This is a genomic window from Tabrizicola sp. (assembly GCF_016792905.1).
In the GTDB taxonomy this organism is placed as follows: domain Bacteria; phylum Pseudomonadota; class Alphaproteobacteria; order Rhodobacterales; family Rhodobacteraceae; genus Tabrizicola.
Map to the genome: position 1 here is coordinate 1 of NZ_JAEULP010000012.1, position 13,385 is coordinate 13,385.

Consider the following 13,385-nt stretch of genomic DNA (forward strand, 5'->3'; position numbering starts at 1 on the left):
TGAAAGCTGCCGTCGATGCGGGCTGGGTCTGGCTTGCCGTCGCCGGGGCGGTGGCTTCGGTCATCGGCGCCTTCTATTACCTGCGCATCGTCTATTTCATGTACTTCGGCGCCGAGCAGGAGCCGGTCGACAGCCGCATGGTCCCGGTGCAATGGGCGATGCTGGTTGCCGTCGCCGCGATCATGGTCTTGGGGATCGTGAACCTCTTCGGCATCGAACCCGCGGCTGCCGTCGCCGCCGAAGCGCTTGTCCGCTAGGGACGGGGCAGGGCGCATCGCCCTGCCTGAAATCGACAGCACCAACGCCGAGGGCTTCCGGCGGGCTGCAAGCCTGCCGGCGCCGACCTGGATCCTCGCCGGGGTGCAGACGGCAGGACGGGGCCGCCGGGCAAGGCCGTGGTCCAGCCCGCCGGGCAACTTCCACGGCACGCTGGTCCTGAAACCGACCGAGCCGCCGGAGGTGGTGGCGCTCCGCTCCTTCGCCGCCGCGCTGGCGCTGCATGAGGCGTTCGTGCAAGTGACCGGACTGCCGCAGAGTTTCGCCCTGAAATGGCCGAACGATGTTCTGTGCAACGGCGGCAAGATCGCGGGCATCCTGCTGGAAAGCCAGGGATTGAACGGCCCGGAGCCGATCCTCTGCATCGGCATCGGCGTCAACCTGATCGCCGCGCCGGACGCCTCGCAGGTCGAACCCGGCGCAGTCCCGCCCGTCTCCCTGTTGCAGGAAACCGGGTTGCGAGTGACGCCCGAAGCCTTCCTCGACACCCTCGCCCCCGCCTATGCCGGTTGGGAGACCATTTTCACCGCAGAAGGCTTCGCCCCACTGCGCGCCGCGTGGCTGTCGCACGCCGCAAGGCTGGGCGAAAGGGTCCGCGCCCGCACCGGGGCCGAGACCCGCGAGGGGGTGTTCGAGACCATCGACGCGCAGGGCAACCTGATCCTGCGGATGTCGCACGGCAGCGTTGCCATTCCCGCCGCCGAGGTGTTCTTTTGACCGACCTGTGCGGGGTCTGAAATTCTTCGTCGAAAAATTCTAGACCTCGCGTCCCGTGAAAGGCCCCGCCCATGCTTCTTGCCATCGACTGCGGCAATACCAACACCGTCTTCTCGATCTGGGACGGAACGAAATTCCTCGCCACCTGGCGCATCGCCACTGATCACCGGCGCACGGCGGACGAATATTTCGTCTGGCTCTCCAGCCTCATGTCCCTGACCGGCGTGAAAGCCCAGATCGCCGAGGCGATCATCTCCTCCACCGTCCCGCGCGTGGTTTTCAACCTCCGCGTCCTTTGCGACCGCTACTTCAACTGCCGCCCGCTGGTCGTGGGCAAGCCCGACTGCAAGCTGCCCGTCGCCCCCCGCGTCGACCAGGGCACCACGGTCGGCCCGGACCGGCTGGTCAACACCGTGGGCAGCTTTGACCGGCACGGCGGCGACCTGATCGTGGTGGACTTCGGCACTGCCACCACCTTCGACGTGGTCGATCATGACGGCGCCTATATCGGCGGGGTGATCGCGCCCGGCGTGAACCTGTCGCTGGAAGCGCTGCACATGGCCGCTGCCGCCCTGCCTCACGTCGATGTGGCCAGGCCGGCCAAGGCCATCGGCACGAATACGGTGGCCTGCATGCAGTCGGGCGTGTATTGGGGCTATATCGGGCTGGTCGAGGTCATCGTGCGCGAAGTGCGCCGCGAACGCGACCGGCCGATGAAAGTCATCGCGACCGGGGGCCTCGCCTCCCTGTTCGCGCAAGGAACCGAGCTGTTTCACAGCATTGAGGACGACCTGACCATGCACGGCCTCGTCCTGATCAACGCCTTCAACAAGGATGCCCCATGAGCGCGAACCGCCTGATCTACCTTCCCCTCGGCGGCGCCGGCGAGATCGGCATGAACTCCTATGTCTACGGCTACGGGCCGAAGGGCAAGGAACGGCTGATCCTGGTCGACCTGGGGGTGGCCTTCCCCGACATGGACACCTCGCCCGGGGTGGACCTGATCCTGCCCGACATTGGCTGGCTGGCCGACAAGCTCGACCGGCTGGAGGCGATCTTCATCACCCATGCGCATGAAGACCATATCGGTGCCCTGGCCCCCCTGTGGACCCAACTGGAAAAGAAGGTCTATTGCCGCCGCTTTACCGCCACCATCGGACGGCTGAAGTTCGAGGAGGCGGGCCTGCCGGTCGACCAGATCGTGACGGTCGAACCGCGCCCCGCCACGGTCGAAGTCGGGCCGTTCAAGGTGCAGTTCGTGCCGGTCTCGCATTCGATCCCGGAATCCTCGGCGCTGGTGATCGACACGCCGGCGGGCCGCGTCTTCCATTCGGCGGACTTCAAGATCGACCATACCCCTGTGGTGGGCGAGGGCTGGGAAGACTCGCGCATCGCCGAGATCGTGGCCGAACGCCCCGTGAAGGCGATGACCTGCGATTCCACCAATGTCTTTTCCACCCACGAGGGCCGGTCCGAGGCTTCGCTGGCCGAACCCCTGGCCGAGCTGATCCGCAGCCGCACCGGCATGGTAGTGGCGACGACCTTCGGCTCGAACGTCGCGCGGCTGAAAACGCTGGCCCAAGCGGGCCGGGCGGCGGGCCGGACGATCTGCGTCCTTGGCCGGTCGATGAAGCGGATGCTGTCGGCGGCGGAAGAGGCGGCGGTGCTGTCCGGCTTCCCGAAGACCGTGACGCCGGAAGAAGCGCTGGAAGTGCCGCGCCGCAACCTGATGCTCTTGGTCACCGGAAGCCAGGGCGAGCGCCGGGCTGCCAGCGCGCAACTGTCGCGCGGCAAGTATCTCGGGATCGAGATGAAGGAGGGGGACACCTTCCTGTTCTCCTCGAAGACCATCCCCGGCAACGAACGCGATGTGCTGCGGGTCTGGAATGCGTTTTCGGAAATGGGCGTGCAGGTGATCGACGACCAGGGCGGCAAGTACCACGTCTCGGGCCACGCCAACCGCCCGGACCTGGAGCATGTGCATCGGCTTGTGCTGCCCGACATGCTGATCCCGATGCACGGCGAACACCGCCACCTGACCGAACATGTCCGCATCGCGACCGAGGCCGGGATCGCCGCCGCCGTGGCGCCCAATGGTACGATGCTGGACCTTTCGGGCGATGTGCCGGAAGTGGCGGAATATGTCGAAACCGGGCGGCTCTACCTCGACGGGACCGCGCTGATCGGGGCGCTGGACGGGGTGGTCCGCGACCGCATCCGCATGGCGCTGAACGGCGTTGTCACGGTCACGGTGATTCTCGACGAAAGCGATACGCCGATGGGCGAACCCTGGGTCGAACTGATGGGACTGCCGCCCGTCGGCCGCGGCGAGCGGCAGTTGTCCGAGACGATGGAGGCCGACCTTGACGAGGTGATCGGGCGGCTGGGCCGCAAGGTCATGGCCGACGACGACAAGCTTGAGGAAGAAATCCGCAAGGTCGTGCGTCAGGTCGCGATGGAGGAGATCGGCAAGAAGCCCGAGGTCACGGTGGTGATCAGCCGGCTGGTGGCCGAGTAGGGGAAACCCGTCCCGGGCCGGACCCGGGACCTCGTCTCTCCCTTGCGCCGGATGGTGAGCAGAGGCCCCGGATCAGGTCCGGCGCGCGCCCTCAGCCCTCGGCGCCGGTCGTGGCCTCTTCCAGATCTTCGACCTTCGACGGCTTGATCGCAAAGCTGCGCAGGATGAAATCCGGCACATGGTCGCCCATGCCGATCACCGACGGCCCGAGGTCGCGGTCGCGGCGATAGTCGCGGCGCTCCTCGCGCGGTTCGCGCGGTTCGCGCGGTTCGCGGCGATCTTCACGCGGTTCGCGACGCTCGTCCCGGCGCTCGCCCCGCTCCTCGCGGCGACGGTCGCCGCCACGGTCTGCGCGGTCGCCTCTCGGCTCCCGGCGCTCCTCGCGCGGGGCTTCCTCGGCCAGCTCGGCTTTCGGCGCGACGACGACAGGCTCCATCGGCGCCACCTCGTCATGCGCCTTCACCGGACGTTCGCGGTCACGGCCACGCCCACCGCGTTCACGCCCCTTGCGGTCTTCGCGCGGGGCACGATCCGGGCGGCTGTCGGCGGTCGAGGGCTCGAACCCTTCCGGCGGCTCGCCACGCGGGATTTCCGACTTGATCAGGTTTTCGATCGCTTTCAGGTACTTCTCGTCCGACGGCACCGCGATGGTGAAGGCCTTGCCCAGACGGCCCGCGCGACCCGTCCGACCGATGCGGTGGACATAGTCTTCCGGGTGCGAGGGCACGTCGAAGTTGAACACATGGCTGACCGCCGGAATGTCCAGCCCCCGCGCCGCCACGTCCGAGGCGACCAGAAGGTGCAGCGTTCCGTCGCGGAAGGCGTCGAGCGTCTTCATCCGTTCGGACTGCGCCAGGTCGCCGTGGATCGGCGCCGCGTTGAAGCCGTGCGATTTCAGCGACTTCGCCACCACGTCCACGTCCATCTTGCGGTTGCAGAAGATGATTGCGTTGGTGCAGGCCTCGCCCTCGGCCTTGATCAGGGCGCGCAGCATGGCACGCTTGTCGCCGAAGCTGCGGTCCTTGCGGGCGGGCTTCACCTCGATCAGCGCCTGGGTGATGGTGGTCGAGGCCGTCGCCTGCCGCGCCACCTCGATCTTGGCGGGGTCCTTCAGGAAGGTCTTGGTGATCCGCTCGATTTCCGGCGCCATGGTGGCCGAATAGAACATCGTCTGCCGCTTCGGCGGCGTCAGGGTGAAGATGCGCTCGATGTCGGGGATGAAGCCCATGTCGAGCATCCGGTCGGCCTCGTCCACGACCATGATCTGCACGCCGGTCAGGAGAAGCTTGCCGCGCTCGAAATGATCCAGCAGGCGGCCCGGCGTGGCGATCAGCACGTCGACGCCGCGGTCGATCAGCTTGTCCTGCTCGCCGAATGCCACACCGCCAATGAGCAGCGCCTTGGTCAGCTTGGTATGCTTGGCGTAGACGTCGAAGTTCTCGGCCACCTGCGCGGCCAGTTCGCGCGTCGGCGCCAGCACCAGAGAGCGCGGCATCCGGGCGCGGGCGCGGCCCTGACCCAGAAGCGTGATCATCGGCAGGGTGAAGCTCGCCGTCTTGCCGGTGCCGGTCTGGGCGATGCCAAGCACGTCACGGCCTTTCAGCGCCTCGGGGATGGCCTGGGCCTGGATCGGCGTGGGGATTTCGTAGCCTGCTTCGGAAACGGCCTGAAGAACGCGCGGGTCCAGCGCGAGGTCGGTAAACTTGGTCATAAGCGTCCTATATATGCGGTATCGGACCGCATGAATGATGGGACGCAAGTTTCCGGGCGCCCCGGCGTCTCGGCCCCTGTGGCCGCCGGAGGCGCATAGCGGAAATAGACCCTTCGGTCAAGTCGGGGCCCGAAGCCGTGACGGAGCGGCCCGGCCTGCGCTAGCCTTCAACCATTCGAACCCGACTGCATTTCAGATCACGTTGTTTCAGGTGCTTCATGACAAAGGCATTTCTGCTTGCCGGGCTGGTCCTCGCCGCCCCGGTCTTCGCGCAATCGGACGAGGTTTCCTGTCCGATCAGGGGCTGCCCGACCATGGTCAGCTTCGCCTCGGTTTCGGACAGCCGCAGCTATGGCCTGCTGATCGCGGCCCCCGACAGCGGCTGCCGCCATGTGCGGTTCCGCATCGAGGGGCGGGGCGCGATCTTCCTTGGCCAGTCCCCGCCCCTCGCGGCGGGAGAACTGGCCGTCGTCCGGATGGGGCGCGGCTTCCCGGAAGGTCGGAACCGCGTCACCGTTGCATCGGTGGGCTGCGACGCGCCACCGGCCGCGACCCGGCGGGTGGTGCTGGCGAAGGTAGGCCCCGACCATGGCTGGCGCGCCGCGGGGGACTAGCTCCCGCCGGTTTCCGGGATATCCCCGGCAGCGTCGGGCGGCCCGGCCTCCAGCACGCGGTCCAGCCGTTCCAGCGCCTTGCCGGCCCGCATGATGCCGATCCGGCGGAACAGGTTGCCCGGATCGCGGTTCAGCCGTTGCAGCAGGTGGCAGGCCAGCGGCCCCACCACCGGCTCTTTCCGCGCCTCGTTCCAGATCTGCGCGAGAAGGTTGATGTCCAGGCCGCCGCTGCCAAGGTTGAAATGCGGCATGTCGAGCGGCAGGCGCCGGGTGCGGATGCGCCGGATCGCGAAAGGCGTGTCGGCCGCAAGGCCGGAGTGGAAGCGCTCGAACTCATAGAGTTTCATCAACGAGAACAGGATGTTGATCGACAGGCCGATCCGGCGCTGCGCCTCGGTCTCGCCGTGGTCGCCGAAAGTGATCGCCGAGGAAATCAGCCAGCGCCCCGGCAGGTCCGGCATCAGCGCCGCACCGGCCTCGGCCCAGATGCGGCGGAAAAGCGCGGGCGCATGGGCCGGGAAACGTGCCTTTCGCAGATGCGCGATCAGGATCGCATTGACCGCCGCCAGCTCCGGCCTGCCCGCCAGTTCGACCCGCATCTGGTGCAGCTTCCGGGCATGCAGGGTCTGCGACCCTTCGAGCGGCGGCAGGTCGGCCGGAATGCGGGTGGAAAGCAGCGCGGCGAGGTCCAGGTCGGCCGCCGGAAACCAGTCGCGCGCCGCCAGTTTCAGCCGCCGCCTGCGCTGGCTCCAGATCGCGACCAGGCTGTCGGGGGCTCCGGGATAGGTTTCGACCGGGTCGTCCTCTGGCGCAGCAGGCTCGGTCGGGCTCGTCGTCATGCTGGGCAGGCCTTGTCCCCTCCGGTCCCGCGCAGGCTATGGCGCGGGCCGAAGGGGGTCAATGCCCAGGCTCAGGCCATCATCTCCTTGGTCGCGGTCAGCTTCACCGCCGGATAGTCGCGCACCACGCGGTCGATGTCCCATTGCAGGCGGGTCAGGAAGACAAGGTCGCCGTCGCTGTCATGCGCGACATGGCCCTTGTTGACGTTCACGAGCTTCTCGATTTCCGCCTTGTCGCCGGAAATCCAGCGGGCAGAGGTGAAGTTCGACCCGTCGAAGCGGACGGGCAGGGAATATTCCTGCTCGATCCGGCTCGCCAGAACGTCGAATTGCAGCGCGCCCACGACGCCGACGATGTAGCCCGACCCGATCATCGGCTTGAAGACCTTGGCGGCCCCCTCCTCGGCAAACTGGGTCAGGGCCTTTTCCAGGTGCTTGGCTTTCAGCGGATCGGTCGCGCGGATCGTCTGCAACAGCTCCGGTGCGAAGGACGGGATGCCGGTGAAACGCAGCGTCTCGCCCTCGCTCAGCGCGTCGCCGATGCGGAGCTGCCCGTGGTTCGGGATGCCGATGATGTCGCCCGCCCAGGCCTCTTCCGCCAGCTCGCGGTCGGCGGCGAGGAAAAGGACGGGGTTGGTGATGGCCATCGGCTTCTTCGAACGGACATGGAACAGCTTCATGCCCCTCTCGAAATGGCCCGAGGCAAGGCGGACAAAGGCCACCCGGTCGCGGTGTTTCGGGTCCATGTTCGCCTGCACCTTGAAGACGAAGCCGGTGACGGCGGGCTCGGCAGGGTCGATCTGGCGTTCGGCGGCCTTCTGCGGCTCGGGCTCCGGCCCGTATTCGCCGATCCCGTCCATCAACTCCTTCACCCCGAAAGAGTTGATGGCGCTGCCGAACCAGATCGGGGTCATGTGGCCCTCAAGGAAGGCCTTGCGGTCGAAGGAAGGCAGCAAGGCGCGGACCATTTCCAGTTCTTCATGGAACTTTGACAAGAGGTCGGCGGGGATGTGCTCGGCCAGCTTCGGATCATCCACCCCGGAAATCTGGATCGACTCCGCCACCTTGTTGCGGTCGGCGCGGTCCATGATCTCCAGCCGGTCGTGCAGAAGGTCATAGGCGCCGATGAAGTCGCGTCCCATGCCGATGGGCCAGCTTGCCGGGGTCACGTCGATGGCCAGGTTCTCCTGGATTTCGTCGATGATCTCGAAGGTGTCGCGGCTTTCGCGGTCCATCTTGTTGCAGAAGGTCAGGATCGGCAGGTCGCGGAGACGGCAGACCTCGAACAGCTTCCGGGTCTGGCTTTCCACCCCCTTCGCCCCGTCGATCACCATGATCGCGGCGTCGACGGCGGTCAGCGTGCGGTAGGTGTCTTCGGAAAAGTCGCTGTGGCCGGGCGTGTCGACCAGGTTGAAGCGGTAGTGGCGAAAGTCGAAGGACATAGCGGAGGCCGAGACCGAAATCCCCCGCTCCTGCTCCAGCTTCATGAAGTCCGACCGGGTGCGCCGCGCGTCGCCCTTGGCGCGGACCTGGCCCGCCATCTGGATCGCGCCGCCGAACAGCAGGAACTTTTCGGTCAGCGTGGTTTTCCCGGCGTCGGGGTGCGAGATGATCGCGAAGGTCCGGCGGCGGGCGATTTCGGGGGGAAGGGGGGCGCGGTTCGACATGGGCCTTCCCATAGCGCGGGCAGGATTGCGCCGCAACAGATGCGCGGCTTGCCCTTGCGGCCTTGGCTGCTAGGGTTTGCACAAAAGCAGGAGGGATGCCGATGGATCTGGGGATCAGGGGAAAGCGGGCGCTGGTCTGTGCCTCGTCAAAGGGGCTCGGGCGCGGCTGTGCCGAGGCTCTGGCGGAAGCGGGCGTCGATCTGGTGCTGAACGCCCGCGGCGCCGAGGCGCTGGAGGCCACGGCAGCGGCGATCCGCGCGAAGCATCGGGTCAGCGTCGTGACCGTGGCGGGCGACATCACCACCGAGACCGGTCGCGCGGCAGTGCTGGCGAAAGACCCCTTCGACATTCTTGTCACCAACGCGGGTGGCCCGCCGCCGGGCCTCTGGTCGGACTGGAGCCGCGAGGACTTCCTCAAGGCGCTTGACGCCAACATGCTGACGCCCATCGCGCTGATGCAGGCGGTCCTGCCGGGGATGATGGCGCAGGGCTGGGGCAGGGTGGTCAACATCACCTCGGTCTCGGTCAAGGCGCCCATCGCAACACTGGGCCTGTCGAATTCGGCCCGGGCCGGGCTGACCGGATTTGTCGCCGGAACGGCGCGGCAGGTCGCACGGCAGGGGGTCACGATCAACAACCTTCTGCCCGGCAGCCATGACACCGACCGCATCCTGGCGCTGGACAGCCGGATCGCGCAGGCGAAGAACATCCCGCTTGAGGACGCGCGCGCCGAACAGCAGGCAGGCATCCCGGTCGGGCGCTATGGTACCCCGGCCGAGTTCGGTGCGACCTGCGCTTTCCTCTGCTCGCAGCACGCCGGGTTCATCATCGGGCAGAACGTGCTCCTCGACGGTGGTGCGACGAATACGACAATGTGAGGCGCCTTGTCCGGACCCGGCGCCGCTGCTAGGGAAAACCTGAGCAATTTTCTTGAGTTTCATGCCCGACACGCCGCCGCCGCGCCTTGAGGTCAGCCATCTTGTCCGTTCCTTCGGCGGGCAGCGGGTGGTGGATGACGTCTCGCTGTCGGTCGCGGCGGGGCAGGTGACGTGCCTTCTGGGGCCTTCGGGCTGCGGCAAATCCACGACGCTGCGGATGATCGCCGGGGTCGAGCGGGCCGATGCGGGCGAGGTGTGGCTTGACGGGGTGAGGGTCGCGGGGCCGGGGGTGCATGTCCCGCCCGAGGCGCGCTCGGTCGGCCTGATGTTCCAGGATTTTGCACTTTTCCCGCATCTGACCGTGGCCGAGAATGTGGGCTTCGGCCTACGCATCGACCGGGCCGAACGGGCGAGGCGGGTCGGTGAGCTGCTGGAAAAGGTGGATCTTGCGGGTTTCGACCGCAAGCATCCGCACCAGTTGTCCGGCGGCGAACAGCAACGGGTGGCCCTGGCCCGGGCGCTGGCGCCGCGCCCCCGCGTCATGCTGATGGACGAACCCTTCTCGGGCCTCGACAACCGGCTGCGCGACGGCATCCGCGACCGGACGCTGGAGCTGCTGAAAGAGGAAGGCACGGCGGTCCTCCTCGTCACGCACGAGCCGGACGAGGCGATGCGGATGGCCGACGAGATCGCGCTGATGCGTCAGGGCCGGATCGTGCAGATCGGCGCGCCCTACAACGTCTACAATGCCCCCGTCGACAAGGCGGCGGCGGCCTTCTTCAGCGATATCAACGTGATCCGTGGCATCTCGCGCGGGGCCCTGACCGCGACGCCCTTCGGCGAGTTCCTTACCCCCGGTCACAAGGACGGCGCCGAGGTCGAGATCGTCATCCGCCCGCAGCACCTGCGCATCGACTTCGACCGCGGCGGGCGCGGCCCGAACCCGACGCCCGAAGACGGCACCCCGGCGCGCGGCACGGTCCTGCGCAGCCGCTATCTGGGTCGCGAAAGCCTGGTCGATTTCGCGATGGACTTCGAAGGGGCGAAGCTGACGGCCAGCGTCCCGGGGGTGTTCCTGCCGAAGCCGGGGACGGTCCTCTGGCTGATGATCCGCCGGGATCGCTGCTTCGTCTTCGGCGTCTAGCTCTCCGCCTCGATCCCCGACTGCGGCAGCAGGGTCGCGACCTTGTAAAGCAGGCTTCGCGCCGCTTTCGCGCGGGGGTTGCCGTCCCGGCCTACATGGCGCAGCCCCTCGACCAGCGCTTCCAGTTCGTCCGGCGTCAGCATGGTGGGCGGCAGCATCAAGGGCGAGCGCAGGAGGTAGCCAAGGCCCCGTTCCCCTGTCACCGGCAGCCCGGTCGCCGCCAGCATTTCCATGTCGCGCCAGATCGTGCGGGTCGAGACGCCAAGCGACTCGGCCAGTTCCGCCGCGGTGTGCAGCCGTCCGTCGCGCAGGGATTGCACGATGTCATAGAGTCGGGCGTCGCGTTTCATTCCGATCCGGGCGTCAGGTGGGGCAAGATAGTCCGCCTACTGACAAAATACTGTCAGTAGACTGCACCGCGCAAGCCGCTTCGCCCTTGGAAGGCGCCGTTCCCGCGACCTATTAGGAGGGCAGACTGACCCCGGCCGGTCAATCCGGCCTGTGAAGAGGAGATGACAACATGCATTTGGGAAGCCCGCTTCAGCTTCTGTTGATCGCAATCGTGGTGCTCGTTCTGTTCGGGCGCGGCAAGGTGGCCGGCCTGATGGGCGAATTCGGCAAGGGCATCACGGCCTTCAAGAAAGGCATCAAGGAAGGCTCCGAAGAGGCAGAGCAGCAAGCTGCTGCCGAGGCCAAGGATGTGACGCCTCTGGACAAGGACAAGGCCTGAGCCGGACATCCGGCCCGGTCGCGGAGAATAGGCTATGTTCGATATCAGCGGGACTGACCTGCTCTTGATCGGCACGGTGGCGTTGATCGTGGTCGGTCCGAAGGATCTGCCGGATATGTTCCGGCAGCTCGGGCGGGTTACGGCAAAGCTGCGCCAGATGGGACGCGAGTTCAGCCGCGCGATGGAGGAAGCCGCCAAGGAAAGCGGCGTGGATGACGTTCGTCGCGACCTGAAAGCCGTCACCAATCCCGTGTCGACCGGGCTGCAAAGCCTGAAATCTGCCGCCGACAAGTTCGAAAAATGGGATCCCGTAAAGAACGCGGCCCGCCCGACCACCCCCGCCAAGACCGAGCCGTTGACGCCTCCGCCGATGCCGCCGGTCACGCCAACCGCGCAAGCGACACCGCCAGTTGCCGCGGGCCCTGCAACTCAGGCGCTGATCGAAAAACAGGCGGCGCGCAAGGCGATCATGGACGAGATGAACGCCAAGCTGAAAGCCCTGGATGAGGCTCCGGCCGCGACAATGACCGAGTCGACGCCCGTCAAGCGCGCTGCGGGCCGTACCCGCAAACCGAAAGCCCCGAAGGAATGAGCAAGGAAGATAGGATCGACGACAGCTCGGCGCCCTTGATCGAGCACCTTGCGGAACTGCGCAACCGCATCCTCTATTCGCTCGCGGCCTTTACCATTGCGTCGCTTGTCGCCTGGGTGTTCTGGGAGCCGATCTTCAAGCTGCTGGAGGCGCCGCTCTGCCATGTGCAGGAAGCGCGGGGTCAGGCGTGCCAGCTTGTGACGCTCAAATTGCAGGAAAGCTTCTTCGTCTCGATGCGCATCGCTATCTGGGGCGGCTTCTTCCTGTCCTTCCCGGTCATTGCCTACCAGCTTTGGCGGTTCATCGCGCCCGGCCTGTACCGCAGCGAGAAATCGGCCTTCCTGCCCTTTCTCGTCGCCTCGCCGCTGATGTTCGCGCTGGGCGCCGTGCTGGCCTATATCATCGTCCTGCCCTGGGCGTTCGACTTCTTCCTGTCCTACGCGGACAGCTTCCAGGCGGCGGTGTCCGAAGGCGGCAGTCTTGCCAACGCCCCTGGCGGGCTGGTTTTCCAGGGGTCGATGGACAACTATTTCTCGCTGACGATGAGCTTCGTGATGGCTTTCGGCATCTGCTTCCAGTTGCCGGTGCTGTTGACGCTGATGGGGCGGGCGGGGCTGGCGACGTCGCGTGGCCTGAAGGCGATGCGGAAATACGCGATCATTGGCATTCTGATCGTTGCCTCGATGATTACCCCTGACGTGATGACGCTTCTGATCCTGTTCGCCGTCATCTACCCGCTCTACGAAATCTCGATCTTCCTCGTCGCCCGCTTCGAACGTCAGCGTGAGGCGCAGATGCGGGCCGATGGCACCTGGGTCGACATCGACGACGACGAGGAGGCCGAAGCGGGCTCCAAGACATGAGCGACCCGCTCGACCGCATCGCGGCGGCGCTGGAGCGGTTGGCCCCGGCGCCGATGCCTGTGCCCGACTTCGGAGCCGAGGCCTTCGTCTGGCACGTCTCGCCCGATCGGCTGGACCCGGTGGCCCATGTGGCCCGGGTGGACATCGGGCTCTTGATCGGGGTGAACCGGTCGCGCGACACGCTTCTGGAAAACACCCGGCATTTCGCCGCCGGGCTGCCCGCCAACAATGCGCTTCTGTGGGGCGCGCGGGGCATGGGGAAATCCTCGCTGGTCAAGGCGGTCCATGCGCAGGTCCGCGCCGAAGGTCATGACCTGAAGATCGTCGAACTGTCGCGCGAGGACCTGCCCTCGGTCACGCGCCTGCTGGCGCATCTGCGCGCCGCGCCGCATCAGTTCCTCCTGTTCTGCGACGACCTGTCGTTCTCTCACGACGACCAGCACTACAAGTCGCTGAAGGCCGTGCTCGATGGGGGCATCGAGGGGCGACCCGAGAACGTCCTCTTCTACGCCACCTCCAACCGCCGCCACCTGATGCCGCGCGACATGATCGACAACGAACGCTCCACCGCGATCAATCCGGGCGAGGCGGTGGAGGAGAAGGTGTCGCTGTCGGACCGCTTCGGCCTCTGGCTCGGCTTCCATCCCTGTTCGCAGGACGACTATCTGGAGATGATCCGTGGCTATTGCGGCGCGCATGGCGTCAGGGTGCCCGACGACCGCCTGCAGGCCGAGGCGATCGAGTGGCAGGCGACGCGCGGGGGCCGTTCGGGCCGGGTGGCCTGGCAGTTCTTCTGCGACCTCGCGGCGCGCGAAGGGGTGCGCATCCGGGCGTGA

14 protein-coding genes and 1 pseudogene are annotated in these 13,385 nt (G+C 66.7%); 11 read left to right on the forward strand and 4 right to left on the reverse strand.

Translation table 11 applies throughout. The features are described from left to right. The 4 genes and pseudogenes from JNL31_RS01640 to JNL31_RS01655 form a co-directional block, all read left to right on the forward strand. Positions 1–257: pseudogene (locus JNL31_RS01640) on the forward strand (NADH-quinone oxidoreductase subunit N); the annotation flags it as partial. Further along, positions 247–993, forward strand: a complete 747-nt coding sequence (locus JNL31_RS01645; protein WP_294969016.1) for a biotin--[acetyl-CoA-carboxylase] ligase — start codon at positions 247–249, stop codon at positions 991–993. The pseudogene JNL31_RS01640 and the gene JNL31_RS01645, both read left to right, overlap by 11 nt. Positions 994–1,064: 71 nt before the next feature. After that, a complete protein-coding gene (locus JNL31_RS01650; RefSeq protein ID WP_294969019.1) occupies positions 1,065–1,838 on the forward strand; it encodes a type III pantothenate kinase in 774 nt (257 codons plus the stop codon). Beyond that, positions 1,835–3,511 carry a ribonuclease J gene (locus tag JNL31_RS01655; RefSeq protein WP_294969022.1) on the forward strand — a complete coding sequence of 559 codons (1,677 nt, stop codon included), beginning with the start codon at positions 1,835–1,837 and terminating at the stop codon, positions 3,509–3,511. Before JNL31_RS01650 ends, JNL31_RS01655 begins: the two co-directional genes overlap by 4 nt. A 91-nt stretch (positions 3,512–3,602) precedes the next feature. Here the strand turns inward: JNL31_RS01655 and JNL31_RS01660 are convergent, their stop codons facing one another. Continuing rightward, complete coding sequence (locus JNL31_RS01660) at positions 3,603–5,222, reverse strand: DEAD/DEAH box helicase (RefSeq protein WP_294969025.1); 1,620 nt, start codon at positions 5,220–5,222, stop codon at positions 3,603–3,605. Between the two features lie 218 nt (positions 5,223–5,440). On the opposite strand from JNL31_RS01660, the gene JNL31_RS01665 reads away from it, so the two are divergent. Then, entirely contained in the window at positions 5,441–5,836 is a 396-nt protein-coding gene (locus JNL31_RS01665) for a hypothetical protein (RefSeq protein WP_294969028.1), read from the forward strand. Here the strand turns inward: JNL31_RS01665 and JNL31_RS01670 are convergent. Both JNL31_RS01670 and JNL31_RS01675 read right to left on the reverse strand, forming a co-directional pair. Next, positions 5,833–6,675 (reverse strand): hypothetical protein, encoded by an 843-nt coding sequence (locus JNL31_RS01670; RefSeq protein ID WP_294969032.1) that lies wholly within the window; start codon positions 6,673–6,675, stop codon positions 5,833–5,835. The genes JNL31_RS01665 and JNL31_RS01670 overlap by 4 nt on opposite strands. Positions 6,676–6,746: 71 nt before the next feature. Further along, positions 6,747–8,342: a peptide chain release factor 3 gene (locus JNL31_RS01675; protein ID WP_294969035.1), complete on the reverse strand. Its 1,596-nt coding sequence runs from the start codon at positions 8,340–8,342 to the stop codon at positions 6,747–6,749. Between the two features lie 101 nt (positions 8,343–8,443). On the opposite strand from JNL31_RS01675, the gene JNL31_RS01680 reads away from it, so the two are divergent. Next, the gene (locus JNL31_RS01680) at positions 8,444–9,220 is read left to right on the forward strand and encodes an SDR family oxidoreductase (RefSeq protein WP_294969037.1); all 777 of its coding nucleotides are present in this window, start codon (positions 8,444–8,446) and stop codon (positions 9,218–9,220) included. Positions 9,221–9,281: 61 nt separating this feature from the next. Next, positions 9,282–10,364 (forward strand): ABC transporter ATP-binding protein, encoded by a 1,083-nt coding sequence (locus JNL31_RS01685; RefSeq protein WP_294969040.1) that lies wholly within the window; start codon positions 9,282–9,284, stop codon positions 10,362–10,364. Here the strand turns inward: JNL31_RS01685 and JNL31_RS01690 are convergent. Continuing rightward, on the reverse strand, positions 10,361–10,714 hold the full coding sequence (locus JNL31_RS01690) for an HTH domain-containing protein (RefSeq protein ID WP_294969043.1): 354 nt from the start codon (positions 10,712–10,714) through the stop codon (positions 10,361–10,363). The two genes, JNL31_RS01685 and JNL31_RS01690, sit on opposite strands and share 4 nt — an antisense overlap. A 170-nt stretch (positions 10,715–10,884) precedes the next feature. Here JNL31_RS01690 and JNL31_RS01695 point away from each other — a divergent pair, with 170 nt between their 5' ends. The 4 genes from JNL31_RS01695 to JNL31_RS01710 are packed head-to-tail and all read left to right on the forward strand — an operon-like array spanning position 10,885 to position 13,385. After that, positions 10,885–11,094, forward strand: a complete 210-nt coding sequence (locus tag JNL31_RS01695) for a twin-arginine translocase TatA/TatE family subunit (protein WP_294969045.1) — start codon at positions 10,885–10,887, stop codon at positions 11,092–11,094. A gap of 34 nt (positions 11,095–11,128) precedes the next feature. Beyond that, positions 11,129–11,686, forward strand: a complete 558-nt coding sequence (locus JNL31_RS01700; protein WP_294969048.1) for a twin-arginine translocase TatA/TatE family subunit — start codon at positions 11,129–11,131, stop codon at positions 11,684–11,686. Beyond that, positions 11,683–12,549 (forward strand): twin-arginine translocase subunit TatC, encoded by an 867-nt coding sequence (tatC, locus tag JNL31_RS01705; RefSeq protein ID WP_294969052.1) that lies wholly within the window; start codon positions 11,683–11,685, stop codon positions 12,547–12,549. The genes JNL31_RS01700 and tatC overlap by 4 nt, the downstream gene beginning before the upstream one ends. Beyond that, positions 12,546–13,385: an ATP-binding protein gene (locus JNL31_RS01710; RefSeq protein WP_294969055.1), complete on the forward strand. Its 840-nt coding sequence runs from the start codon at positions 12,546–12,548 to the stop codon at positions 13,383–13,385. The genes tatC and JNL31_RS01710 overlap by 4 nt, the downstream gene beginning before the upstream one ends.